The 23,639-nt window shown below is 61.2% G+C and carries 23 protein-coding genes and 1 pseudogene; 13 read left to right on the forward strand and 11 right to left on the reverse strand.

Translation table 11 applies throughout. The features are described from left to right. Positions 1-72: 72 nt before the first annotated feature. Positions 73-1,578 (reverse strand): DegQ family serine endoprotease, encoded by a 1,506-nt coding sequence (locus NE851_RS15850; RefSeq protein WP_168333903.1) that lies wholly within the window; start codon positions 1,576-1,578, stop codon positions 73-75. A 561-nt stretch (positions 1,579-2,139) separates the two neighbouring features. On the opposite strand from NE851_RS15850, the gene NE851_RS15855 reads away from it, so the two are divergent. Beyond that, complete coding sequence (locus NE851_RS15855) at positions 2,140-3,177, forward strand: LacI family DNA-binding transcriptional regulator (RefSeq protein ID WP_048338313.1); 1,038 nt, start codon at positions 2,140-2,142, stop codon at positions 3,175-3,177. A 108-nt stretch (positions 3,178-3,285) separates the two neighbouring features. Then, positions 3,286-4,206 (forward strand): LysR family transcriptional regulator, encoded by a 921-nt coding sequence (locus NE851_RS15860; protein WP_097595776.1) that lies wholly within the window; start codon positions 3,286-3,288, stop codon positions 4,204-4,206. A gap of 60 nt (positions 4,207-4,266) precedes the next feature. On the opposite strand, the gene NE851_RS15865 is transcribed toward NE851_RS15860, so the two are convergent. Both NE851_RS15865 and NE851_RS15870 read right to left on the reverse strand, forming a co-directional pair. After that, the gene (locus tag NE851_RS15865) at positions 4,267-5,220 is read right to left on the reverse strand and encodes an NmrA/HSCARG family protein (protein ID WP_168333902.1); all 954 of its coding nucleotides are present in this window, start codon (positions 5,218-5,220) and stop codon (positions 4,267-4,269) included. A gap of 265 nt (positions 5,221-5,485) precedes the next feature. Continuing rightward, entirely contained in the window at positions 5,486-6,457 is a 972-nt protein-coding gene (locus NE851_RS15870) for a quinone oxidoreductase family protein (protein WP_168333926.1), read from the reverse strand. Positions 6,458-6,524: 67 nt separating this feature from the next. Between NE851_RS15870 and NE851_RS15875 the strand changes: the two genes are divergently transcribed. Together NE851_RS15875 and NE851_RS15880 are read left to right on the forward strand one after the other, a co-directional pair. Further along, complete coding sequence (locus NE851_RS15875) at positions 6,525-7,391, forward strand: LysR family transcriptional regulator (RefSeq protein ID WP_063476600.1); 867 nt, start codon at positions 6,525-6,527, stop codon at positions 7,389-7,391. A gap of 358 nt (positions 7,392-7,749) precedes the next feature. Continuing rightward, positions 7,750-8,217: a HEPN domain-containing protein gene (locus tag NE851_RS15880; RefSeq protein ID WP_168333900.1), complete on the forward strand. Its 468-nt coding sequence runs from the start codon at positions 7,750-7,752 to the stop codon at positions 8,215-8,217. A gap of 111 nt (positions 8,218-8,328) precedes the next feature. Here NE851_RS15880 and NE851_RS15885 read toward each other — a convergent pair. The 5 genes and pseudogenes from NE851_RS15885 to NE851_RS15905 form a co-directional block, all read right to left on the reverse strand. Further along, positions 8,329-8,484, reverse strand: a pseudogene (locus tag NE851_RS15885) (elongation factor 1-alpha C-terminal domain-related protein); the annotation flags it as partial. 7 nt (positions 8,485-8,491) lie between these two features. Then, positions 8,492-9,133: a peroxiredoxin-like family protein gene (locus NE851_RS15890; RefSeq protein ID WP_063476602.1), complete on the reverse strand. Its 642-nt coding sequence runs from the start codon at positions 9,131-9,133 to the stop codon at positions 8,492-8,494. Positions 9,134-9,501: 368 nt separating this feature from the next. After that, on the reverse strand, positions 9,502-10,998 hold the full coding sequence (cysN, locus tag NE851_RS15895; protein ID WP_168333899.1) for a sulfate adenylyltransferase subunit CysN: 1,497 nt from the start codon (positions 10,996-10,998) through the stop codon (positions 9,502-9,504). Between the two features lies 1 nt (position 10,999). After that, positions 11,000-11,953, reverse strand: coding sequence for a sulfate adenylyltransferase subunit CysD (gene cysD, locus NE851_RS15900; protein WP_047614166.1), 954 nt, complete (start codon positions 11,951-11,953; stop codon positions 11,000-11,002). 155 nt (positions 11,954-12,108) lie between these two features. Then, entirely contained in the window at positions 12,109-12,867 is a 759-nt protein-coding gene (locus tag NE851_RS15905; protein ID WP_047614167.1) for a phosphoadenylyl-sulfate reductase, read from the reverse strand. 420 nt (positions 12,868-13,287) lie between these two features. On the opposite strand from NE851_RS15905, the gene NE851_RS15910 reads away from it, so the two are divergent. The 5 genes from NE851_RS15910 to NE851_RS15930 all read left to right on the forward strand — a co-directional run bounded on the left by NE851_RS15910 (position 13,288) and on the right by NE851_RS15930 (position 15,399). Next, positions 13,288-13,734: an RrF2 family transcriptional regulator gene (locus NE851_RS15910; RefSeq protein ID WP_047614168.1), complete on the forward strand. Its 447-nt coding sequence runs from the start codon at positions 13,288-13,290 to the stop codon at positions 13,732-13,734. Positions 13,735-13,825: 91 nt separating this feature from the next. Further along, positions 13,826-14,212 (forward strand): DUF6152 family protein, encoded by a 387-nt coding sequence (locus NE851_RS15915; protein ID WP_168333897.1) that lies wholly within the window; start codon positions 13,826-13,828, stop codon positions 14,210-14,212. A 17-nt stretch (positions 14,213-14,229) separates the two neighbouring features. Then, the gene (locus NE851_RS15920) at positions 14,230-14,703 is read left to right on the forward strand and encodes a DUF6644 family protein (RefSeq protein WP_047614170.1); all 474 of its coding nucleotides are present in this window, start codon (positions 14,230-14,232) and stop codon (positions 14,701-14,703) included. Positions 14,704-14,821: 118 nt separating this feature from the next. Next, entirely contained in the window at positions 14,822-15,103 is a 282-nt protein-coding gene (locus NE851_RS15925; protein ID WP_168333925.1) for a YlcI/YnfO family protein, read from the forward strand. Continuing rightward, positions 15,100-15,399, forward strand: coding sequence for a type II toxin-antitoxin system RelE/ParE family toxin (locus NE851_RS15930; RefSeq protein WP_168333896.1), 300 nt, complete (start codon positions 15,100-15,102; stop codon positions 15,397-15,399). The genes NE851_RS15925 and NE851_RS15930 overlap by 4 nt, the downstream gene beginning before the upstream one ends. On the opposite strand, the gene betA is transcribed toward NE851_RS15930, so the two are convergent. From betA to betI, 3 genes are all read right to left on the reverse strand, one after another. Continuing rightward, positions 15,400-17,052: a choline dehydrogenase gene (betA, locus tag NE851_RS15935; RefSeq protein ID WP_168333895.1), complete on the reverse strand. Its 1,653-nt coding sequence runs from the start codon at positions 17,050-17,052 to the stop codon at positions 15,400-15,402. It abuts the gene before it with no gap. Between the two features lie 203 nt (positions 17,053-17,255). Further along, the gene (gene betB / locus NE851_RS15940) at positions 17,256-18,719 is read right to left on the reverse strand and encodes a betaine-aldehyde dehydrogenase (RefSeq protein ID WP_168334129.1); all 1,464 of its coding nucleotides are present in this window, start codon (positions 18,717-18,719) and stop codon (positions 17,256-17,258) included. Then, the gene (betI, locus tag NE851_RS15945) at positions 18,716-19,342 is read right to left on the reverse strand and encodes a transcriptional regulator BetI (RefSeq protein WP_047614175.1); all 627 of its coding nucleotides are present in this window, start codon (positions 19,340-19,342) and stop codon (positions 18,716-18,718) included. Before betI ends, betB begins: the two co-directional genes overlap by 4 nt. Before the next feature lie 155 nt (positions 19,343-19,497). On the opposite strand from betI, the gene NE851_RS15950 reads away from it, so the two are divergent. The 4 genes from NE851_RS15950 (at position 19,498) to NE851_RS15965 (ending at position 23,623) form a co-directional block, all read left to right on the forward strand. Then, complete coding sequence (locus tag NE851_RS15950) at positions 19,498-20,094, forward strand: HdeD family acid-resistance protein (protein ID WP_063476611.1); 597 nt, start codon at positions 19,498-19,500, stop codon at positions 20,092-20,094. A gap of 169 nt (positions 20,095-20,263) precedes the next feature. Continuing rightward, on the forward strand, positions 20,264-20,506 hold the full coding sequence (locus tag NE851_RS15955) for a ribbon-helix-helix domain-containing protein (RefSeq protein WP_047614177.1): 243 nt from the start codon (positions 20,264-20,266) through the stop codon (positions 20,504-20,506). Positions 20,507-20,663: 157 nt separating this feature from the next. Further along, positions 20,664-22,496 (forward strand): GGDEF domain-containing protein, encoded by a 1,833-nt coding sequence (locus NE851_RS15960; protein ID WP_168334130.1) that lies wholly within the window; start codon positions 20,664-20,666, stop codon positions 22,494-22,496. A gap of 125 nt (positions 22,497-22,621) precedes the next feature. Next, positions 22,622-23,623: an NAD(P)H-quinone oxidoreductase gene (locus NE851_RS15965; protein WP_063476613.1), complete on the forward strand. Its 1,002-nt coding sequence runs from the start codon at positions 22,622-22,624 to the stop codon at positions 23,621-23,623. The last annotated feature ends 16 nt before the right edge of the window (positions 23,624-23,639 follow it).

The following is a 23,639-nucleotide window of genomic DNA, read 5'->3' on the forward strand; positions in this document are numbered from 1 at the left end:
GGCACAGCTCAGGCGACCTCACGCAGCCCCAAACGGCACGGCGACGAAGGTCTTGTTGCCGTCGCGGCCATCTTAGGCCGCGGTAAAGGGCACGGCGACAAAGGTTTTGTTGCCGTCGCGTTCGACGAGCAGCAGCACCGATTTGCGGCCTGATTTGCCGGCCTCCGCAATCGCGGTCTTGACGTCGCGGGCATTGTGGACCGGTCTGTCGTTCACCGAGACGATGACATCGCCGGACTGAATGCCGGCGGCGGCGGCCGATTTGTCCGGGTTGACGTTGGCGACCACCGCGCCGCTGATCGAGCGCGGCAGGTTGAGCTTCTGGCGCACGTCGGGCGTGAGGTCGGCAAGGCCGATGCCGAGGCTCGGCTGGCCGCTGCTCTGGCCTTGAGTGTCGGGGCTTTCGGCTGCGGCTTGTTTCTGGCCGGCCTCATTGGTGCCGACGGTGACGTCGAGATTGATCGTCTTGCCGTCGCGCCAGATGCTGAGGGCTTCCTTGGCGCCCGGCGAAAGGTCGGCCACCAGCCGCGACAGGTCCTTCGGGGTCTTGACGGTCTCGCTGCCGACCGAAGTGACGATATCGCCGGGCTTCACGCCCGCACGTGCTGCGGGCGTATCGGCGGTGACGGCGGCAACCAGCGCGCCGCCTGCCTTATCGAGGCCGACGGCATCGGCGACATCCTTGGTGACCGGCTGGATCTGCACGCCGAGATAGCCGTGATCGATTGAGCCGTCCTTCTGCAGCTTGGCGACGATTGCCTTGGCCTCGTCGGAAGGAATGGCGAAGCCGACGCCGACGCTGCCGCCGTTCGGCGAATAGATGGCGGTATTGATGCCGACGACATTGCCGCTGCGGTCGACCAGCGGCCCGCCTGAGTTGCCGTGGTTGATCGGCGCGTCGATCTGGATGAAATCGTCATAAGGCCCGCTGTGCAGGTCGCGGCCACGCGCCGAGACGATGCCCGCCGTCACCGTCGTGCCGATGCCGAAGGGGTTGCCGATCGCCAGGATCTGGTCGCCGAGCTTCAACCTGTCGGAATCACCCCAGGCAATGGTCTGCAGCGGCTTGCCCGCCTCTATCTTCAACACGGCGACATCGGATTTCGGGTCGGTGCCGATCAGCTTGGCCGGCAGTTCCGTGCCGTCATCGAGCGTCACCTTGATGTCGACGGCATTGTCGATGACATGGTTGTTGGTGACGATCACGCCGTCGGGGCTGATGATGAAGCCCGAGCCGAGCGCCATCGCCTGCTGCGAGGGCCGGTTTTTCGGCGCCTGGCGCGGCAGCGGGATGCCCTGATCCTCGAAGAACTGACGGAACTGCTCGTCCATCGGCGACTCCTGCTGATCGGCGCTGACATTGGTCGCCTTCATTGTCGTGGTGATGGTGACGACGGCAGGCTTGTCGGCATCGACGATGGAGGCGAAGGAACCGCTGGGGGCGAGAACGCCGCCGGCATCCGAAGGCGCGGCAAAGGCGCTGGACGAATTGATCGTAAAGGGCAGGCATGCGGCGCCGGCGATGATGGCGGCCCCGACAAGAGCTGCGGTGCGATGTTTGTGGAGGATAGGTGACATGGCGGTGATCCCTTGGACGGTGGTCCCTTGCGAGAGCGTTGGTTTTGGATGGCGTCGTGGTTCCATGTCCTGGGACCTGGCGTCGGATGGCGTTTGGCGCCAATTGCTTTCATCGCAGCGCAGTCGTCGGGGGGACGGCGACCGGGCGAATGGAAGAATTCGCGCTCGGGATTCATATGATCGCGGCCAGCGGATTTACAAATTAAATATTGATCATGTTTATATTGCCGATTTGTAAGATATGACGGGGATTTAATCTTCGCTCCGATGCTTTCGGGCTGGCTGACGCTTCCGGAAATTCCGGCCGGTTTTGCCGCGCCCGAGTATCCTCCGCGACATTTTCATTCGAAAATAAATGGACTTATTCCAGGGAGTGGTGATCCGATCGCCGCAGATGCCCGTAATTTGCCGACGGACAATCCTGCTGCTGTTTCTGGACGTTGTTTCCCCGGAACCTGTTGCTCATACAAAATGTTAGTAGACTCTAAATTATTTCTTCTTCAGAAAGTGAAAATCGCGAATCGAAGGCAGGTGAGTCTCGCGTGCAGCATATGAGGGATGATGGGCAAGTCAGTGGGGCCGGGGCGGAAGGCCAGGCGCGGCGCGCATGTGAAGTTGAGCGATGTGGCGAAAAAGGTGGGGGTCAGCCCCATCACCATTTCGCGCGCGCTTCGCAATCCTGAAATCGTCTCGGAGGATCTGCGCGAGACCATCCTGCGTACGGTGAGCGAGATGGGTTATATCCCCAATCTCGCCGCTCGCGCGCTCGCCGGCCGCCATAACGGCGTCGTCGGCGTCATCACGCCCGCTTTGCACCAATACGGCTTCGCCGACCTGATGATCGGTATCGAGACTCGCTTCCGCGACGCCGAGTTCACCGTTCAATATTCCAGTACGCTGCACCATGCCAAGGGCGAGGCCGGCCTGCTGAAATCCTTCCTGACACAGAAGCCGGCCGGGGTGATCATTGCCGGCGCCGAATCCTATAGTGATCTTCTGCCGCTGATCGGCAATGCTGCCTGTCCGATCGCCCATATCACCGATCTCAGCCAGGAGCCGGAAAAGCTGGTCGTCGGCCTCGATCATCATGCCGCCGGCGCCGAACCCACCCGCTTCCTGTTGTCGAGGGGCTATGAAAGGATCGGCTTCATCGGCCGCGGCGGGGATGTCCGCTCGCGCCGCCGCATACAGGGTTATGAGGCTGCGATGCGGGAAGCCGGGCGTTTCAACCCGGATCTCGTCATCGGCGGGGATGCGGCAAGCCGCATCGGCCTCGGCAGGGAGTTGTTTTCCCGGCTGTTGCAGCGCGTGCCCGATATTGATGCCGCCTTTGCCCAGAGCGACGAACTGGCGCTTGGCGTCCTCATCGAATGCAAAGCGCGCGGTATCCGCGTGCCGGAGGATGTCGGCATCTGCGGTTTCAACGATTTGGAATTCTCTTCCTTCACCGAGCCGACGCTGACGACGGTGCACTTACCGCGTTACGATATCGGCTATCGCGTCGCCGACATGCTGCTGCGCGCCATCCGCGACGAACCGCCAGGCGAAGACAAGGTCAACTGCGGCTTCTCGATCATCCCGCGCGGCTCGACGCGCTAAGCCGGTCCGATCTGCCGAATGAAATGCGACGGACCTGTCGTAGGCGCGAACTAGGCACAGATCAGATTATTCCCTATACGGATGGAATGATGATCACTGTGCTGAAAAATGGATAACACAGGACTGTCTCTCGACAGAATGCGCACATTTGTCCGCGTCGCCGAACGCGGCAACCTGTCGATGGTCGCAAGAGAGCTAGGTATCGGTCAATCCACCGTGACGCGACACCTCAATGAACTTGAGGAGGCTGTTGGCGTCCCGCTTCTCAGCCGAACCACGCGTCGCGTGACCCTTACGGACGAAGGTAGTCGCTATTATGCGAACTGCCTTCAGATACTGCGCCTGGTCGAACAGGCCGCTGAAGAAGCGAGAGATGCCCGTCAGGCGCCTGCCGGTGCTGTTCGACTTTCTTGTACGGCTGCGCTCGGTGTGATGCACGTCACGCGCCTCATCTTTGAATTCCAGGACAAGCATCCGGACATCAGAGTCGACCTCAACCTGACGGACGAGCGCATCGACCTGGTTCGCGAAGGTGTTGACGTGGCACTTCGTCTTGGACCTCTCGCGGACAGCGCGATGAAACTTCATGCGCTCGGAGAAAGCCATCGGCTGCTGGTGGGCGCTCCGACTTATTTGTCCGTTCACGGACGGCCGCAGCACCCTGCCGATCTGTCACGCTACGAAACCGTCGTGATGTCCAATGTGGCGGGGAGCGATCGGGTCGTTCTTTCCTCTCCCGATGGCACGAGCCTGATAATCCCGGTCAGTGGAAAGCTGCGCGTCGATCACGGGCTTGCGGCGCGCGAAGCCCTTGCCGCCGGACGCGGCATCGGTCCTACACATCTCTGGCTGGTCCACGATCTTCTGGATGACGGCCGGCTCGAGGTCGTGCTTGGCGACTATCGTCCTTTGCCGGTTCCGGTAAGCTTGCTGATCGTTCCGGAGCGTGCAGCCATTGCCCGCGTTCGGCTTCTCGTCGACTTTCTTGTCGCCGAGATTTCCAAATTGCCGGGAATCAGGCCATCGTAAGTCTTTGTTTTTAAAGATATCGTTATCGCAAAACCGCTGCACAGTTTTGCGCGACATGCCTCAAAGTCCGAAGAATCGCTTATCGCCACGCCACCCCGTCGTCCTGAGATATTGTTCCCAGTTGAGCGTGTCGGGGTTCAGGCGACGGCTCCAATCGAGGTCGTGCGCCTTGCCGAAATAGCCATATTCGACAGCATATTCGACCATTCCCAGAAGCTCTCGAACGAGAAGTTCGTTGGCCGCAAACTCTGGAAAATAGTGCAGCAGGCCATCCCGGGTGAAAGCGTTTCGATATTCGGCCTTGAGGCCGGTCACGCGCTGAAAGGTTTCGACCATCTCGCGCGGAGAAATGATGTCGCCAACGATCGGCAGCGTTTTGCCGTTATAGCGCTCGGGGTTTGAGAAAATTTCGAGGACGACCGGCCCGGTCGCCGTCAGCGGATCGACAAAGGGCGCTCGGAAATCTTCAGGCAGATAAACCGGCAGGAGCAGCGTATCGCCCTCCATGCGCGGCACGTAATATTCGAGAAGATTCGTGTAAAAGAATGCCAGCATGACGAAGGAATGAGAGATCGGCAGGCTGCGAATATAATCTGCGACGCGCGCTTTGTCGGTAAAATGCGGCGCATACTTCGTCCCACCGGTGATCTTGTCGACATCCTCAAGCGTGCTGAAAACAATATGCCCGACGCCGGCCTCGACGGCGGCATCCGCCAGTTGCCGGCCGAGAGCGGCCTCGATGGTTGCTGGCGGGGCGATCGGCGGCGTCATCAGAAATGCGCCATCGGCGCCTTGGAAGGCAGCGACGAGGTTCTTTTGACGGCCAAGTTCGAGAGGGACGGCTACGATCTCGGCGCCGCCTTCTTCCAGACGTAACGCTTCGGGCGAATCCTTCGTCCGGGTCAAAGCACGCACCCGGAAACGCTGGCTCTGAAGGAGTGTCGCGGCGACGCTGCGCCCCTGTTTGCTCGTTGCGCCGGCAATCGCGATAAGTGGCTTTTCATGTGCGGACATAGAGCTTCAAACCTTTCCCTGTCATTTGACGCCGACTGCGGTGCAAGGCGTCATTTTGCGGGAGGGCGGTCGGCCTGTGCCGAGAGCCCACCTCAATGGCGGGCACCCTATCTCAACAGGTTCTATGGCTGTAGATATCTGAAATACATAACATAATGCCATTTTATGGATAAATGGTGCCGTCCAAGCGTCGTCGAAACCCGCCCCGAGGACGGAAGCGCCGACAGCGATCCATAGACTCTGCCGGCGCTCTTTCTCTGAGCAATCAAGGTATCAGCAGAATACTGCCCGCCGAGCGTCCCGATTCCATCTCTTCGTGGGCCTTGGCAACATCGGCCAAACAATACTCAGCACCGATCTGCGAAACGATCCCTGTTTCCATCGCCCCGACGGCAGCCAGAGCCGCCTCGCGATATTGTCCGACGTCGGTGCACCAGGCCATGATGCTCGGATGGCAGAGCGCCTTGCCCGGACGAAGTTCCTCGACAGGTACCGGTGGAATAGCTCCGGCCGCCTGACCGATGGTGACGGCCATGCCGAATGGCCGGACAGAGCGTATGCTTTTGAGAAGTGTGTCGCCGCCGATCCCGTCATAGGCGACGTCGACCCCGAGTCCGTTCGTGAGCCGCTTCACCTCGGCGACGATATCGGCGCCTCGTCCAACAATAAGGTGATCGGCCCCATAAGATGCGGCGAGTGCGGCCTTTTCCGAAGAGCTGACCGTCCCGATCACGGTGGCATCGAGCGATCTCGCCCAGCGAACGAGGACGCTCCCAAGCCCACCCGCAGCCGCATGGATCAGAACCTGAGTGCCTGCGCGCACATTGTAGGTCTTTTTCAACAGCATGTAGGCGGTCATGCCTTTGAGCAGCGAACTCGCTGCCGTTTTCGCTGAAACGGCATCAGGAAGTTTTATCGCCCTTTCAGCAGCAATATTCCTGGTAGAGCGATAGGCGCCAACCGGAGGCCCTGCATAGGCAACGCGGTCACCTTTTTGGAAGATGGAGACGCCAGGACCGACATCGTCGACGATGCCTGCCGCCTCGGCACCGATCACCGCGGGGTAGGAGGGCATGGGGTAGATGCCCTTGCGGTGATAGACGTCGAGAAAGTTGGTTCCGATCGCCTGATGACGGATCGTTATCTCGCCATCACCGGGAGGCTGACAACGGTGATGCTCAACGCGGAACTGGGTGACGTCACCGGGGGCGTCCAGCCATATGATTTGGTCAGTCATCTCGTGCTCCTTCATGGGCACAAATTATCCGGTGGCCTGATGTGTGAAAATTCCCTATTGTTTCACAATGATTGGGAGAGAATTCACAAGGATCGATTGGGACGACCTTCGGCATTTCCTGGCGCTCGCGCAGTCGGGAACGTTGCTTGGCGCCGCAAAGCAGCTCGGCGTCGAACATGCCACGATCAGTCGGCGGGTTTCGTCGCTGGAAGCCAGCCTGGGGCGCAAGCTCGTAGACCGCCGCGGGCGGCGCATCATTTTGACCTCGGACGGAGAGCAGGTCGCCAGGCACGCAGCTCTTGTCGCGGTACAGACTGCGGCAATCGAGCAGCTTGGTCGCAGCAGCGCCACGGAATTGCATGGCCATGTGAGGATCAGCGCGCCTCCCGCTCTCTCAAGCGTGCTCCTGGCAAAGCCGATCGCGGCCGTCAGGCGAGACCATCCGGGTGTTCAGATCACGCTCGTCGGAGAAAAGCGCCTGGCGTCCCTGAACCGACGAGAGGCGGATATCGCCGTGCGCATGTCGCGTCCCGAGGACGGCGATTACGCCATCGTCAAGCTCGGCGAGACAAGCTTCCATCTCTACGCAGCAAAGACCTATCTCGAAACGGTTCCACCGTCGGACTGGACCTTCATCGGTTACGACGAAACCATGAACGCCTCGCCGCAACAGTTGCGGCTGATCGAACTGGCCGCCGGCCGGCCGATCGCTGTGAGGTCGTCCGTTCTGGAGTTTCAGGCCGCAACCGCAAGACTTGGCGCCGGTGTCGTCATGCTACCCGATTTCGCCGTCCCGGAGTCCAGCGGTCTCCAGCGCATTGAGAACGAACAGGCTTTGACTCGAGAGGTCTGGCTGGTTGTCCATTCTGACATCAAAGACGTCCCCTCCGTCCGCGTCGTCGTCGATGCGCTGAAAACCGCTCTCGGGAAATAGTCAGGTCAGTTGGCTGGGTCGCAAAGCGCCAGAAGCGATGGCTGCCCTCTTACGGTCTCACGGGACCGATCAGCCCTCATCCCGAGGTGCGGAGGCCAAGGGCCGAAGCCTCGAAGGACGGGGGCGGGTGCTGAGCAGTCACCGTCATACTGCCGGAGCACATACGTCGTTTTATCAATAGGTTACGGTGTGCCTGGACACCAGATGATAACGCGAAATCATTAGGTTTTCTTGAAAAGTGTCCAGACCTATTTAACTCGCTCAGACAGCCCGGCCTAACCCCTTTTGGCGATATTGACTCCGATCTGCATCCTGCCAATCTGCATCCATACGTTGGAACCAATGGGAGGTTCTTGTCTTGGATGCAGTATACCCTGGGCATGAAGCAAGCGCTCACGATATTCTGGAACTGGCATCGCATTACCGAACGGCCGCGACTTTGCTTGGGGAATGCTCTCCTCGGGGCAAATCGCTGTCGCACGCTCCGCGCCGGTTTCTGGCCCTCCACTCGATCGAGCTCTACCTGAATGCGTTTCTGCTCGCCAAAGGGCGTGACCCTAAGATGATCCGCGGCCTTCACCACGACATTGGCAAGCGATCGCGATGGGCGAAGGAAGCGGGCTTAATCTTCCGAAAGCGAACGGAGGAACACTTGGCGACGCTGTCCTCCAACAGGGAATATCTCGTCACAAGATACGATCCGGCCGCCGCGCTGTCGCAGGTCAACCGAGTGATGGCGACGCTCGAAGAGTTATCGCAGAAGGTGAGGAAGGTCATCGACGTGGATAAGTCGAACAACGGGAAAACTGCCGGTCCAAACCTGTGAGCATCGGCGATTCGTGCCATGACGCCTTGATGGAACCGGGCGTTTCCAACGCTTGAAGCGAACGGCGCAGGGCACCACCCATTACCCCGGAAGAGATGCCGGCGACCGTGTGTTGGTCTCCGGGTCGATCAGGATGAAGGAGCCGTAATTGCGGTTCTGCTCATAGGGGTCGATGATCGCCGCTTCGTCGAAGACGAGCCGGACTTTGCCGATGGCGTTCATGTAGAGCCGCTGGGCGGCGTTCCAGCTGCCGGTCTTCAGCTCCAGATCGTTGTCAATGCACGACTTGGGAAGCTGCCGACATCAATTCCTGGGAATTCAGTGCCTTGAATGTCTGGAGCCCAGCCTCCAGGACTTCAGTGAAGCTCCAGCGTACGATGCCCTCCCGGTCGATGAGGAACTGACCGACAAGCTGCCCGTGGTCGGCAGTCATCATCTGCTGATCGGCTTCCGTAATTTGATATCCTTCCTTCTCGTTGATGAATTCGTCCATTGCCATCACGCTCATAGGCTCGGGCAACTCGCCCGGCAGATCGATCCGTATTGCCATGACCGTGTCGATCCCGACCTCGCGTAGGCCGAAGGCTTGGTGCGAAGCCCTTATCGGGTCGGAAGCGGCAAGAAGATCGGGTATCGGATGGTAGCGGAAATAGAGCCGCGCGCGTTCGACCGGGGTGTTTACCACCGCCAGGGATTGGACGCCTTTCTCACGCAGCATCGGGTTGAGATATGCCATGGCCGCGACATGGCGCCGGCAGAACGGGCAATGCAGGCCCCGAAACAAACCGATCAGCAATGGGCTGCGGCCACGAAAATCATCAAGTGCGATCTTCCCCTCGCTCGAGATCGCATCAAACACAACGTTCGGGACCCGGTCGCCCGGTTGTAGCGGATGGTCGACATGGCTCGTGGACATTGGACAACCTCCTCGCTCGGGGATCAGTCGAGAAAAGGCGCCGAGTTAGTGCATCGAGGTCGAGATTGAGCGCTGCAAGGCCTGACCTCTCGTCTTACCGCACCGCCTGGATCCGATTTAAGAATGGCCCCACATTGGCCCGCGGGCAAGCGGAAAACAGCGAATCGTGAATTGGAAAAGTCCGTTTTCTGCAAACTCTGAATTTTTTAGCGGCCGCAGAGGCCGACACAGAAAATTGAGCTGGGGAAGCCTCTATCGCAAAGTCTCAGGTTCTGATCGGTTCTTCGCCGTTCGGCAGGGAGTCCGCCAGCCGCAGCCAGAGGATTCGGCCTCGGTAAGGGGCCAGTCTTGCTGGCCCCTATCCCTCATCAGATATCGCTTGCGGCGCTCGACCAGAGATCGGCTGCTTCGGCTGCCGTCATGCGCCGTACCTCGGCCTCATGGCTGCGGCTGGCGAAGAGTTCGCTTGCCATGATCTGCTCGGCAAGATCGGCCGGAAGCGAGAGGATGACGCGGGCTTCGCCATTGTGGAGGCCGCCGAGTTCGGTGCGCTTGCCGGTCACCATGCCGCCGGCGACCGTATTGTTGGTCTCCGGATCGATCAGGATGAAGGAACCGGAAAGCCGGTTCTGCTCATAAGGATCGAAGATCGCCGCTTCGTCGAAGACGAGCCGGACCTTGCCGATGGCGTTCATGTAGAGCCGCTGGGCGGCGTTCCAGCTGCCGGTCTTCAGCTCCAGCTGGCTGAGCGGCTGCACCTGCACACGCTGGCGGCGGCTGCCGCTCTTCAGCCAGTAGCGCTTGCCGGGCTCGATGCCCTCGGGCTGGAGTGCGACGATCTGCGCGTCGAAGGCAAGGCCGACCTGCGGCTGGGCGTCGATCGAGACGATCATGTCGCCGCGCGCCACATCCACCTGGCGGTCGAGCACCAGCGTGATCGCGTCGCCGGCAACGGCGGCATTGCGCACGAGATCGAAGGTGACGATCTTGGAGACGTTGGCGACCATGCCCGACGGCAGGATCATGACGCTGTCGCCTGGTTTGACCGAGCCGCCGGCAACCGTGCCCTGATAGCCGCGGAAGCTTTCGCCGGGACGCGAGACGCGCTGCACGGAAAGACGGAAGCCGACCGTCTGCGACGAGCGCACGGTCGCAAGCTCCAGCGTCTCCACCAGCGTCGGGCCGGTATACCAGGGCATCGCGGCCTGGCCGGGATAGACGACGTTTTCGCCCTTCAGCGCAGACATCGGAATGGCGGTGATCTGCTTGACGCCGAGCGACAGGGCAAATTCCCGGAACTCGTGGCTGATCTTGTCGAAGCCGGCGCGGTCGTAGCCCGTCAGATCGATCTTGTTGACGGCGAGCACGAACTGCTTGATCCCGAGCAGCGAGGCGATCGTCGCGTGGCGGCGCGTCTGCTCGAGAATGCCGAAACGCGCATCGACCAGCAGGATGGCGAGATCGGCGGTTGAGGCGCCGGTCGCCATGTTGCGGGTATACTGTTCATGGCCGGGCGTATCGGCGACGATGAAGGAGCGCTTGTCGGTCGAGAAGTAGCGATAGGCGACATCGATGGTGATGCCCTGTTCGCGTTCGGCCTGCAGGCCGTCGAGCAGCAGCGCGAAATCGGGCAGGCCGAGATCGTTCTGCTTGCCGGTGGAATCGCGCTGCAGGGTGGCGGCCTGGTCTTCCTTGACCGCCTTGGTGTCCCAGAGCAGGCGGCCGATCAGGGTCGACTTGCCGTCATCGACGCTGCCGCAGGTAATCAGGCGCAGCGGGCGCGAGTCGCGCAGAGCTTTCTGCTGCTCGGCGGCGGGCAGGTTGACGACGGTGGCGGCCGAGACGGCGGTTTGGGCTGCGGTCATCTCAGAAATATCCTTCACGCTTCTTCTTTTCCATGGAGCCGGACTGGTCGCGATCGATGGCGCGGCCCTGGCGTTCGGACACAGTTGCAATTTCGAGTTCGGCGATCACCTCTTCGAGGGTGGTGGCCTGGGAGCGGATGGCGCCGGTCAGCGGGAAATCGCCGAGGGTGCGGAAACGGATCATGCCTTCCTGGCGGACCTCGCCGGGCAGCAGCTCCAGGCGCGGGTCTTCGGCGAGGATCATCATGCCGTCGCGCTCCACGAACGGACGCTTCTTGGCGTAGTAGAGCGGCACCAGCGGAATGTCCTCGGCCTGGATGTAGCGCCAGATATCGACTTCGGTCCAGTTCGACAGCGGGAAGGCGCGCACGCTCTCGCCCTTGCGGATCATGCCGTTATAGATGTTCCAGAGTTCCGGCCGCTGGTTGCGCGGATCCCAGCGATGGTCGGGCGTGCGGAAGGAATAGATGCGCTCCTTGGCGCGGCTGGCTTCCTCGTCGCGCCGCGCGCCGCCGAAAGCGGCGTCGAACTGGCCGGCATCGAGCGCCTGGCGCAGGCCTTCGGTCTTCATGATGTCGGTGAAGGCCGCCGATCCATGGGTAAAGGGCGTGATGTTTTCGGCAGCACCGCGCGGATTGATGTGCTCGATCAGATCGAGATCGTATTTCTTCGCGGTCTCGTCGCGGAAGGCGATCATCTCCCTGAACTTCCAGCCGGTATTCACATGCAGCAGCGGGAAAGGCACGCGGCCGGGATAGAAGGCCTTGCGCGCCAGATGCAGCAGCACCGAGGAATCCTTGCCGATCGAATAGAGCATGACGGGACGCTCGAATTCGGCTGCAACCTCGCGGAAGATATGGATGGATTCGTTTTCCAGCGCCTTCAGATGCGGGTCGAGCGGCGCCTTGGCGCTCTGGGGATTGCTGAGTTCCGTATCGAGACGGCTATCGGGCATGTCTTACTCCAGACTGTCGGTCGGTCGTTTGCGGCTCACCGCAAACAATTCCTTGATGTGGCTTCCCCAAGAATGTTGCTTTCCCTGGGAATGTTGGCTTTCCCAAGGCTGCGGCGGTCGCCGCGCCTTGATTTTTGGGAAAGCCGTGGGGTGATTTACTGTGCGGCGATCGCCGCGGCCTCTTCGGCGACATGCAGGCCGCATTCGCGCGTTTCGTCCTGCTCCCACCACCAGCGGCCGGCACGTTCCGGCTCGCCGGGCTTGATCGCCCGCGTGCAGGGCTCGCAGCCGATCGAGGGATAGCCGCGCTGATGCAGCGGATTGACCGGCACGCCGTTTGCGGAAACGAAGGCCTTGATCGCCTCCAGGTCCCAATCGGCGAGCGGATTGACCTTCAACAGGTGGCGTTCGGCATCATACTCGGCAAAGGGCGTTTCCGCGCGGTTGGCCGATTGGCCGCGGCGCAGGCCGGTGATCCAGATCGCAGCACCCTCCAGCGCGCGGGCAAGCGGCTTCAGCTTGCGCACGCCGCAACAGGCATGCCGGGCTTCGACGCTCTCGTAGAAACCGTTGAGGCCGTATTGCGCCGCATAGGCGTCAATATCGGCCTTCTCCGGCTCGAAGCGGTGGATGCGGATGTCGTACTGGTTTTCGGTCTCGTCGATCAGCGCCAGCGTTTCGGGAAACAGCCGGCCGGTCTGCAGCGTCGCGACATCGATCGGCAGGCGGTGCGTGCCGATCTCGGCGGTGATCACCTGGTCCTCGATGCCGAGTGACGTCGTGAACACCACGCGGCCGCCGAGGCCGGAGACCAGCGACAGACGTCCGGCAAGGTCGAGGCCCGCCAGCCTGTCATTCAGCGCCTTGGCTTCCGCAATCGGCCCTTCTTCCAAAATTGGATTGATAGCAGTCATGAGAATCCTGTCCTTCGTTGACGGGAGTATCGCAGTTCATACGGGGATCGGACAGAAAAAGGGATTTCGAAAGCTGCGGCCGGAGGAGCAAATATCTCTCCGAAGCTGCCGCGATGCAGAAAAGCAGCCGCATGCGGATGAAAATCCACATCGGCAGCTTGAATGTCTATAGAAATAGTAGAGTTACACGCAGCCTGTCAATCCGAAATCTGAAGTGATGCCGAAAATGGTGCGGAAGGCGCGGTTTTGGCATAGATTAAGAGAGCTTGGCCGAGAGCAAAAAACAAGGCCAAAACGCTTGTCTCTCAAGGCTTTCTCCAGCGCGTTCAAATTCGGTTCATGCTGGTTGTGCCATAGAGGTGAAAGTACTTCCGTAGCAGTGCGGAAATTCGCGCTGCCTGTGTGTGTCGATGGTCAAAAATGATTACGCAAAAGGCGAAATATGCGCTGCGGGCGCTCACGGTCTTGGCTGACGCCGATGCCGGAGAACCGGTGATGATTTCCGATATCGCGGCGCAACAGAAGATCCCGAAGAAGTTTCTCGAACAGATCCTGCTCGACCTGAAACATCACGGCGTCGTCGCCAGCCGCCGCGGCAAGCAGGGCGGTTATCTCCTCCTCAAGCCCGCCCACACGATCACTTTCGGTGAGATCCTGCGCATCATCGACGGCCCGATCGCCCCGCTTCCCTGTCTCTCGATCACCGCCTATCGCCAGTGCGACGATTGCGACGGCGAACAGAACTGCCAGATCCGCCACGTCTTCGCCAAGGTCGCCGACGCCACCCGCAAGGTGCTGTTCTCGACGACCATCGCCGATGCCGTCGCTCCAAAACACAGCGCCGAAGTCACCCGGCTGCTGGCCTGAAGATCGCGCATCTTTCTTCAAGATTTGGTGAAATCCCTTTTCTTCCAGCCGGCATGCTCCACCTGCCTGCCCATAGGGTAGGGAGGACATCATGTTCAGAATCTCAGCACAGCGCATCATCGCTGCGGCCATGCTGTCGACGGCTTTCGCCACCGGCGCCATTGCCCATCATGGCTGGTCCTGGGCCGAGGCGGATCAGATCGAGCTTGCCGGCACCATCGAGAAGATCTCCATGGGCGGGCCGCATCCGACCCTTGACGTCGCCACCGCCAATGACGGCGTCTGGCTGGTCGAGCTCAGCAATCCGCGCCAGACGGAACGCTCCGGCTTCGTCGAAGGTGTCGCTAAGCCCGGCGATAAGGTCGTGGCGCTTGGAAACCGTTCGCAGGATCCAAAGGAGAAGCGGCTGAAGGCGGTGCGCCTCACCATCGGCGAAAAGCGCTACGATATCTATCCCGACCGCATCAAGACGAACTGACCCGGGCCAACCGAGCTGTGATCGACATTCTCGAATGGCTGTCAGCCACGGCACCTGCGGCCGCGCTCCGGCGCTCCGGAACGCTCTACATGTTCGTCAACGCCGCCCATATCCTGGCGATCGGCCTTCTCGTCGGCGCCATCCTGCCGCTTGATCTCAGGCTCGCCGGCTTCTTCCGCAGGGTGCCGGTCGAGATCGTTGCGCTGTTTCTCTCCCGCTGCGCCGGCATCGGCCTTGCCGCGGCTCTTGTCACCGGCTTCTGCCTGTTCAGCGTCCGGGCGGTCGAATATGCCGGCAATCCCGCCTTCCTCGCCAAGCTTTGCCTGATCGCCCTCGGCCTTCTCAACCTGTCGATCGTTCATTTCGGGCGAGGCTGGAAAACGGCGGTGTCGACAGGCATCGTCCGGCCCGGCCTGCGCTTCTCCGCCGCCCTGTCGGCCGCAGTCTGGATCGCCGCCGTGCTCGCCGGCCGATGGATTGGTTTTCTCTGAGGCGATCGCTCCCGATTGTCTCGGCCGCGGCGCGCATGAACCGCGCCGGTCGAAGGGAGTTGAATATAACACGATGATCCGTCATATTGCATTGCAGTTGCAACGCATGAGGAAGGTCATGAAAACGGCATCGCTCCCGTCCCTTCGCGTGGATCCTGAATTGCGCGCTGCCGCCGAAAGCGTTCTGAAAGAAGGCGAGAGCTTGTCGTCGCTGATAAAGGACTCCCTTCGCCGTCAGATCGATTATAGAAAGACCCAAGCGGAGTTCATCGCACGGGGTCTGGCCGGCTTGGCGGAAGCGGAGCGGACCGGTGTGTTCTACACAACGGACGACATCCAGGAATTGATGCGCAAAAAGCTTGAAAAGGCGAAAGCCCGTAAAGCCGCACGGCAGAAATGACCTTCGAGCTTAAGTACACCCAGACCTTCTATGACGATCTCGACCGGCTCGCCGATTTTCTGATCGAACGTGATCCGGATTTGGTGGAACGTGCCCTCAGCGCTATCCAAAAAGCTCTGATGATACTCCAGGATTTCCCGCTTATGGCCAGACGCGCCTCTGCCGATGATCCTTTGCTGCGCGAGCTCGTCGTGCCCTTCGGTTCGGCCGGATATGTCATTCTTTTCAAAGTGGTGAGCGAAACGAGCGTCATCGTCCTCGCCGTCCGTCACCAGCGCGAAGAAGATTACCACTGACTATCGGTCGCTGACCGCCGCGCGCGGATTGATCCACGGTTCCTGGTTCGAGCGTGCCAGCGGCTGTTTGCCGAGGATATGGTCGGCCGCCTTTTCTCCGGTCATGATCGAGGGTCCGTTCAGGTTGCCGTAGGTGACATGCGGGAAGATCGAGCTGTCGGCGACACGCAGGCCATCGACGCCGATCACCCGCGTTTGCGGATCGACCACCGCCATCGGATCGTCCTTGGCGCCCATCCGGCAGGTGCCGCAAGGGTGATAGGCGCTTTCCAGATGTTCGCGCAGGAAGGCGTCGATTTGTTCATCGCTCTGCACGCCTTCGCCCGGCTGGATCTCCGGGCCGCGATAGTCGTTGAAGGCGCTCTGGCCGAAGATCTCGCGGGTGAGGCGCACGCAGTGGCGGAATTTTTCCCAATCCTCGGCATGGCTCATATAGTTGAAGCGCAGCACCGGATCGGCCTTGGGGTCTGCGGAGCGCAAGCTCACGCTGCCGCGCGATTTCGACAGGTTGTAGCCGACATGTACCTGGAAGCCGTGGCTTTTCGCCGCCGCCTTGCCGTCATAGCTGATCGCCACCGGCAGGAAATGGTATTGGATATCGGGCTGCTTCAGCCCCGGTGCCGAGCGCAGGAAGGCGCAGGCTTCGAACTGGTTGGAGGCGCCGAGACCGCCACGCGAGAGCAGCCATTGCGCGCCGGCCACGCCCTGCCAGAACCATGGTAGCCACGAATAGAGCGACACCGGCTTGGTGCTCACCTGCTGGAAGTAGAATTCCATATGGTCCTGCAGGTTGGCGCCGACGCCCGGCCGGTCGGCTTTGACTTCAATGCCCATGTCCTGCAGATGGCCGCCGGGACCGATGCCCGACAGCATCAGGAGCTTCGGCGAATTGAAGGAGGAGGCCGAGACGATCACCTCGCGGTTCGCCTTCACCACCTCGATCTTGCCCTTGCGTTCGATCTCGACGCCGGTGGCGCGTCCGTCCTCGATCACGATCTTCCGCGCCAGGCCGTAGACGATCCCGACATTATCGCGCTTCAGCGCCGGTTTCAGATAGGCATTGGCGGCAGACCAGCGGCGACCGCCGAAGATGGTCTGCTCCATCAGCCCGAAACCTTCCTGCTTGCTGCCGTTGTAATCCTCCGTCGTCTCGAAGCCTGCCTGTTTGCCGGCCTCGATGAAGGCGCGGAACAGCGGATTGGTGAAGCCGCCGCGCTGCACGTGCAGCGGCCCGTCCGTGCCGCGCCAGCCCTCTTCGCCGCCATGCGAATGCTCCATCCGCTTGAAATAGGGAAGCACGTCGGCATAGGCCCAGCCGCTGGCGCCGAGTTCCTCCCAGCGGTTGAAGTCTTCGGCATGGCCGCGCACATAGACCATGCCGTTGATCGAGGAGGAGCCGCCGATTACCTTGCCGCGCGGCGCGGTGATGCGCCGGTTGTTGAGGTTTGCCTCCGGCTCGGAGAGATAACCCCAGTTATACCGCTTCATGCTCATCGGCCAGGCAAGGGCTGCCGGCATCTGGATGAACGGCCCGAAATCGCTGCCGCCCGCCTCGATGACGAGGACGCTGGTCTTGCCGTCTTCCGACAGGCGATAGGCGAGGGCGGAACCGGCCGACCCCGAGCCGATGATGACGAAATCTGCTTGTTGCATGACGTTCCCTTAGATTCTTTGCAACGGTTCCGAAGACCCCGGACATTAAGACCCCGCCCCAAACCCCTCCCCACAAGGGGAGGGGCTTAACTTGCGGCACTGCCTCACTTCAAAATCAGCGCCGTAAGCGATGCGATGGAAGGAGGGCAAAACCGGTGCCCCGGATTGGCCCCTCCCTCTTGTGGGGAGGGGTCTTCACTCCTTCAATAAGGCGCCACCACCGGCCCCATGCCGACATAGACCGTCTTCAGCTCGGAATAATGCTCCAGCGCCGCAAGAGAATTCTCGCGGCCGAAGCCGGATTGTTTCGAGCCGCCGAAGGGGATTTCCACCGGGCAGAGATTGTAGGTGTTGATCCAGAGCGTGCCCGCCTCCAGCCGGTCGACGACGCGGTGGGCGCGGGTGAGGTCGGCGGTGAAGACGCCGCCGGAAAGGCCGAATTCGCTGGAATTGGCCCGCGCGATCACCTCGTCCTCCGCGTCGAAATCGAGCACTGACATGACCGGCCCGAAGATCTCCTCGCGGGCGATGCTCATGTCGTCGGTGACATCGGCAAACACCGTCGGCTGCACGTAATAGCCTTCGCCGGAGACGTTGTTCGGAATGCCGCCGCCGGCAATCAGCGTTGCGCCCTCGGCCTTGCCCTTCTCGATGTAGGAGATCACCTTCTCGCGCTGTGCCCAGGAGACCATCGGGCCGATCTGCGTCGCCTCGTCCATCGGATCGCCGATCAGCATCGCCTCGGTGCGGGCCTTCAGCCGCTTCAGGAACTCGGCTTTGATCGTCTTCTGTACGAAGACGCGCGTGCCGTTCGAGCAGACCTGGCCGGTCGAATAGAAATTGCCGAGCATCGCGCCCCCGACCGCCGAATCGAGATCGGCATCGTCGAAGACGATCAGCGGCGACTTGCCGCCGAGTTCCATCGTCACATGCTTGAGGTTGCCGGCCGCCGCCGCCGCGACCCTGCGGCCCGTCGGCACCGATCCGGTCAGCGATACCTTGGCGACGTCGGGATGGTTGACGAGCAGCGGCCCGGTGTCGCGGTCGCCCTGGATCACATTGAAGAGCCCCTTCGGCAGTCCCGCCTCATAAAGGATCTCGGCGATCTTCAATGCGCCGAGCGGCGTGTTCTCGGACGGTTTGAACACCATGGCATTGCCGCAGACAAGCGCTGGTGCAGCCTTCCAGCAGGCGATCTGCTGCGGATAGTTCCAGGCGCCGATGCCGACGCAGACGCCGAGCGGCACCCGCTTGGTATAGGCAAAGTCCTGGCCGAGCGGGATCTGCGAACCGTTGAGACCGGCCGGCGCAATACCGCCGAAGAATTCGAAGGCATCGGCACCCGAGGTCGGGTCGGCGACGATTGTCTCCTGGATCGGCTTGCCGGTATCGAGCGTTTCCAGTTCGGAGAGTGCCTGGTTTCTCTCGCGCATGATGTCGGCCGCCCGCTTCAGGATGCGCCCGCGCGCCATCGGGCTCATCGCCGCCCACTCCGGTTGGGCGCGTTTGGCCGCCGCGATCGCCCGCTCGACGATCGCAGGCGTTGCGGCATGCAGCCGGGCGATCACTTCGCCGGTCGCGGGATAGAGGCTCTCGATGACGGTGCCGTCGGTATCCTCGACATATTCGCCGTCGATGAAGTGCGAGGCTTTCGGCTGGGCTTTCATGTCATTTGTCCTTGGGTGGTTCGATGGGGTCGTCCCTTCTCCCCTCGGGAGGAAGGGGAGGCGGTGGCCAGGAGCGCATTCAGGTAATCCTCGGTCAGCGCGATCGAGGCTTCGATGCCGATCGGCGCTGATTTCAGACTTTGCCTGATATAGAGCCCGTCGATCATCGCCGCAGCGCCTTCGGCGATGCGTTCTGCGGCGTCAGCCGGCAGGAGTGCTTTCAGATCGGCCAAGAGATTGGAACGCAGCCGCCGGGCATAGATCACCAGGAAACGGCGGGTCTCTTCCGAGCGCTGCGCCTCGGCGTAGAAGGCGAGCCAGGCGGCAATCGTCTCCGGCGCGAACTGGTCGGCGTGGAAGCTGACGCGGATGACGGCCGAAAGCCGCGCCCGCGGCGTTCTGACCGCCTTGAGTGCTGCCACCGTATCACTGCGCAGCTGTCGGAGAAGCGAGCGGATCGTCTCGATCAGCAATTGCTCCTTGCTGCCGAAATAATGATGGGCCAGGGCTGGCGACACGCCGGCCTGCCGGGCAATGTCGGACATGGTGACGGCAAGCGAGCCGTGATCGCCGATCACCCGCAGCGCCGCATCGACAAGCGCCTTGCGGCGCACCGGCTCCATTCCGACCTTTGGCAAGCTGCCAGCTCCTGTAAAAATTTGAAGCAGGTTATTTTTGATTGACTGATCAATCAATAAAAATCTTTCTCGATTTGATCTGGCGCAGATCTTTCCGTGAAAAATTGCTGCAACATATTCCAAATCTCAGGAGGTGCATCATGGCCGATGTCTTTGAGGGAACACCGACATCTTCACTGCAGTCGAAATGGATCTGGTTCGTCGGCCTCGGCGTGGTGTTGCTCGTCTGCGGTCTGATCGCGCTCGGCAATCTGATGCTCGCCACCGTCGTCTCGGTCTACTATGTCGGCATGCTCATGCTGTTCGGCGGCGTGATCTATCTCGTCCATGCCTTCCAGGTGCGCGGCTGGGATCACGCGCTGTTCTGGGTGCTGAGCGGCCTACTCTACCTGCTTGCCGGCATCTGCGCCTTCATCAATCCGATCCTCACCTCGGTGGCGCTGACGCTGTTTCTCTCTTTAACCCTCGTCATCGCCGGCGTCTTCCGCACCTGGGTCGGCATGCGCATGAAGCCCACCAAGGGCTGGCGCTGGATCGTCGCAAGCGGCGTCATCACCGCCCTTGCCGGTTTCGTCATTGCGCTTGGCTGGCCGGTGAACAGTCTCTGGATCCTCGGCCTGTTCCTGGCCGCCGACCTCATTATCCAGGGTTGGACGATGATTGCCTTCGGCATCGGCATCCGCAGTGGGGCTGTGGAAAGTGATGCTCCGGCGTCGCTTTCCGACCGTTCTTTTTGACAAGGGGATGACAGGGGATTAGACTTTAAGGGTTAATGCCGGTCCAAAGACAGAGGATCGGCTACGTGCGAATGCACCAAGGCACCGGCTGGTATCGCCGAGAATGCTGAAAATGGTCATGCGTCCCCCAGAGGCAGGGTTCTGCCTGATCAGAAAAGGGAGGAAGTTCATGCCGATGGTCACCGTATCCATCTCTCCGCAACAGGCAGCGGGTATCCGCGCCGCCGTCGACAATGGCGGCTATGCCTCGAGCAGCGAGGTCGTCCGCGAAGCGCTGCGCCTGTGGGATACCGCCCGCAAGCTCAACGAATTCCGGGACGATGTCCTCGACGATGAGGGCGCTCCATCCGGCGGCAGATGCGTCGCCGACATGTTCGCCGATCACGAGGCGGAGCGCCGTCGTTCCGCCTGAGCAAGCATTTGATTGCATTTGAAAAATTGAATAAACGCGGAACGCGCGGCGAGTCTCTGCGCGTTTCATAAAACCTTCACACTGGCGAAAGAGTTCGTTGATCCTTCTGCGGCATGTTCCGGACGAAAAGAACAAGTCACAGTGGAGATCCGCCACAATGAAGACCGGCCACGTGAAGACCGACATGTCTTTGGTTGCTACCGTCGAGCCGGGTGTTCTGCGCCGCTACGCCAGCGATCAAATCGTCACGCTTGCCAAGCTCGTGGTCGAGAACGCCTTCCAGCCGATCGTCGAGGCCGGCACCGGCACGGTCTTCGGTTATGAATCCCTGATGCGAGGCCAGGAACGCATCGGCTACGACACGCCGGTCGAACTCCTCGACGAGGCCCATCAGCTCGGCCAGCTGCTGCAGCTCGAACAGATGCTCGCCAGCCGGGCGCTCGCCAAATTCGCCACGCTGTCGAATTTTGCGACCTCCACGCTGTTCCTTAATCTCGACGTCCGGTTGATCCCGCATGGCGAACGCCTGGTCGAGAACCTGCTGCAGCATCTGCGCAAGGCCAATATTCCGCCATCCTCAGTCTGCTTCGAATTCTCCGAGCGTTTCGACAATACCAGCGTGCCGGAATTTTCCGCCCTGGTGTCCAGGCTGCGCAAGGCCGGTTTCAAGCTGGCAATCGACGATTTCGGCGTCGGTCACGGCGAGATGAAGCTGCTCTGCGATTATGCCGTCGATTACCTGAAGATCGATCGACATTTCGTCGCCGAGATCGACCGCAGCCCGCGCAAGCGCCATCTGTTGAAGAGCATCGTCAACATCGCCCATGTGCTCGGCACCCGTGTCATCGCCGAAGGCATCGAGACCGAGGCCGAATTCATCGCCTGCCGCGAATACGGCGTCGACCTCGTCCAGGGCTGGTTCATCTCCCGCCCGACGACGCATATATCGGAGCTGACGCCGTCATTCCCGCATCTGCAGGAGCTCGGCAAGAGCAAGCGGGGATCGCTCGACGAAATCCTCATCCGCAAGCAGATCGAACTGCTGCCGACGGTTTATGAGAACGACAGCATCGACAGCGTCTTCGAACTCTTCCGCCGCAATCCGCGCCAGGCCTTCTTTCCGGTTCTGAACGCCAACAGCGAGCCGCGCGGCATCATCCACGAGCATCACCTCAAGGAATATATCTACCAGCCCTTCGGCCGCGATCTCCTGAAGAACAAGATGTACGAGCGCTCCATCTCGCATTTCGTCGAGATGGCGCCGATCGTCGGCCTCGACAGCGACGCCGAGCGGCTGATGGCGATCTTCGCCAGCATGGAAGGCAGCAACTGCCTGATCCTGACCGACAATATGCGTTATGCCGGCGTCGTCTCCGCCGCCTCGCTGATCAAGGTCATCAACGAGAAACAGCTTAAGACCGCCCAGGACCAGAACCCGCTGACCGGCCTGCCGGGCAATCGCGCCGTCCGCGATTTCATGCGTCAGTCCGGCCGCGACGGCGATGAGATCCGCCATTTCTGCTATTGCGACTTCGACAATTTCAAGCCGTTCAACGATGCCTACGGCTTCCATCTCGGCGACCACGCGATCTCGCTGTTTGCCGCGCTGATGCGCCGCTATTTCTTCGCCGAGCGCCATTTCCTCGGCCATGTCGGCGGCGACGATTTCTTCATCGGTGTCGTCGGCTGGACGAAGGAGGAGCTGACGGAGATCCTCGACCGGCTGATCAGCGATTTCCATGACGACGTGCGTGATCTCTATTCCGACGAGGACCGGGCCGCCGGCCGCATCCTCGGTCACGACCGCACCGGCGCCGAAGCCCTGTTTCCGCTGATGCGCTGCTCGATCGGCGTCATAGAACTGCCGGAAGGCCTCGTCATCGACGATATCAATCGCGTCAGCGCCGAGATCGCCATCATCAAGTCGGCCGCCAAGGAAAGCGAGGAAGGGCTCGTCTTCCACCTCCTACAGCGCCGCGCGTCTTTCTAGACGCGCAAAGGACGCTGTAGCACTGATGCAGTGGCCGAGGCGAATTGACGCCCTTGCCACTTCCAGCCTTCCCAAGCCTCCGGGGCTGATCTATTCCGAACATTCGGGATCAGGAGGGCCGCGACATGTCACTGCCTCAGGAAATGCACTTCGTCGATCTGCCGTCCTTCGGCGGGCCGGAGGTGATGGTGATCGGCAAACGCCCGCTGCCGGTGCCTGGTGAAGGTGAGATTCTCGTGCGCGCCGAGGCCATCGGCGTAAACCGTCCGGATATCGCCCAGCGCCAGGGCAGCTATCCCCCGCCCAAGGGTGCGAGCCCGATCCTCGGCCTGGAACTTGCCGGCGAAATCGTCGCGATCGGCCCAGGCGTCACCGGCTACGCCGTGGGCGACAAGGTCTGCGGCCTTGCCAATGGCGGCGCCTACGCCGAATATTGCCTGCTGCCGGCAGGCCAGATCCTGCCCTTTCCCAAAGGCTATGACGCGGTCAAGGCGGCGGCTCTTCCCGAGACCTTCTTCACCGTCTGGGCCAATCTCTTCCAGATGGCCGGGCTGACGGAAGGCGAGAGCGTGCTGATCCATGGCGGCACGAGCGGCATCGGCACCACGGCGATCCAGCTTGCCCGCGCCTTCGGCGCCGAAGTCTACGCGACGGCAGGTTCGAAGGAGAAATGCGAGGCCTGCGAAAGGCTGGGCGCCAAACGCGCGATCAACTACCGGACCGAGGATTTCGCCGCGGTCATCAAGGCCGAGACCGGTGAGGGCGTCGACATCATCCTCGACATGATCGGTGCAGCCTATTTCGAGCGCAACCTCGCCTCGCTCGCCAGGGACGGTTGCCTGTCGATCATCGCCTTCCTCGGCGGTGCGATCGCCGAAAAGGTCAATCTCTCGCCGATCATGGTCAAGCGCCTGACGGTCACCGGTTCCACCATGCGCCCGCGCACGGCGGAGGAAAAACGCGCCATCCGCGACGATCTGCTCTCGGAGGTCTGGCCGCTGCTCGAAGCCGGCACCGTCGCCCCGGTCATCCACAAGGTCTTCGCCTTCGAAGAGGTCGTGGAGGCGCACCGCCTGATGGAGGACGGCAACCATATCGGCAAGATCGTGCTCACCGTCCGAGGTTAGTGGACAAGGCACAGCG

Source organism: Rhizobium anhuiense bv. trifolii, from assembly GCF_024346605.1.
Lineage (GTDB): Bacteria > Pseudomonadota > Alphaproteobacteria > Rhizobiales > Rhizobiaceae > Rhizobium > Rhizobium anhuiense.

Excerpts from the sequence above, each read along its gene's own strand:
- NE851_RS15850 (WP_168333903.1), bottom strand. The coding sequence starts at position 1,578 with ATGTCACCTATCCTCCACAAACATCGCACCGCAGCTCTTGTCGGGGCC.
- NE851_RS15855 (WP_048338313.1), top strand. The coding sequence starts at position 2,140 with ATGGGCAAGTCAGTGGGGCCGGGGCGGAAGGCCAGGCGCGGCGCGCAT.
- NE851_RS15860 (WP_097595776.1), top strand. The coding sequence starts at position 3,286 with ATGGATAACACAGGACTGTCTCTCGACAGAATGCGCACATTTGTCCGC.
- NE851_RS15865 (WP_168333902.1), bottom strand. The coding sequence starts at position 5,220 with ATGTCCGCACATGAAAAGCCACTTATCGCGATTGCCGGCGCAACGAGC.
- NE851_RS15870 (WP_168333926.1), bottom strand. The coding sequence starts at position 6,457 with ATGACTGACCAAATCATATGGCTGGACGCCCCCGGTGACGTCACCCAG.
- NE851_RS15875 (WP_063476600.1), top strand. The coding sequence starts at position 6,525 with ATGATTGGGAGAGAATTCACAAGGATCGATTGGGACGACCTTCGGCAT.
- NE851_RS15890 (WP_063476602.1), bottom strand. The coding sequence starts at position 9,133 with ATGTCCACGAGCCATGTCGACCATCCGCTACAACCGGGCGACCGGGTC.
- cysN (WP_168333899.1), bottom strand. The coding sequence starts at position 10,998 with ATGACCGCAGCCCAAACCGCCGTCTCGGCCGCCACCGTCGTCAACCTG.
- cysD (WP_047614166.1), bottom strand. The coding sequence starts at position 11,953 with ATGCCCGATAGCCGTCTCGATACGGAACTCAGCAATCCCCAGAGCGCC.
- NE851_RS15905 (WP_047614167.1), bottom strand. The coding sequence starts at position 12,867 with ATGACTGCTATCAATCCAATTTTGGAAGAAGGGCCGATTGCGGAAGCC.
- NE851_RS15910 (WP_047614168.1), top strand. The coding sequence starts at position 13,288 with ATGATTACGCAAAAGGCGAAATATGCGCTGCGGGCGCTCACGGTCTTG.
- NE851_RS15915 (WP_168333897.1), top strand. The coding sequence starts at position 13,826 with ATGTTCAGAATCTCAGCACAGCGCATCATCGCTGCGGCCATGCTGTCG.
- NE851_RS15925 (WP_168333925.1), top strand. The coding sequence starts at position 14,822 with ATGAAAACGGCATCGCTCCCGTCCCTTCGCGTGGATCCTGAATTGCGC.
- NE851_RS15930 (WP_168333896.1), top strand. The coding sequence starts at position 15,100 with ATGACCTTCGAGCTTAAGTACACCCAGACCTTCTATGACGATCTCGAC.
- betA (WP_168333895.1), bottom strand. The coding sequence starts at position 17,052 with ATGCAACAAGCAGATTTCGTCATCATCGGCTCGGGGTCGGCCGGTTCC.
- betB (WP_168334129.1), bottom strand. The coding sequence starts at position 18,719 with ATGAAAGCCCAGCCGAAAGCCTCGCACTTCATCGACGGCGAATATGTC.
- betI (WP_047614175.1), bottom strand. The coding sequence starts at position 19,342 with ATGGAGCCGGTGCGCCGCAAGGCGCTTGTCGATGCGGCGCTGCGGGTG.
- NE851_RS15950 (WP_063476611.1), top strand. The coding sequence starts at position 19,498 with ATGGCCGATGTCTTTGAGGGAACACCGACATCTTCACTGCAGTCGAAA.
- NE851_RS15955 (WP_047614177.1), top strand. The coding sequence starts at position 20,264 with ATGCCGATGGTCACCGTATCCATCTCTCCGCAACAGGCAGCGGGTATC.
- NE851_RS15960 (WP_168334130.1), top strand. The coding sequence starts at position 20,664 with ATGAAGACCGGCCACGTGAAGACCGACATGTCTTTGGTTGCTACCGTC.
- NE851_RS15965 (WP_063476613.1), top strand. The coding sequence starts at position 22,622 with ATGTCACTGCCTCAGGAAATGCACTTCGTCGATCTGCCGTCCTTCGGC.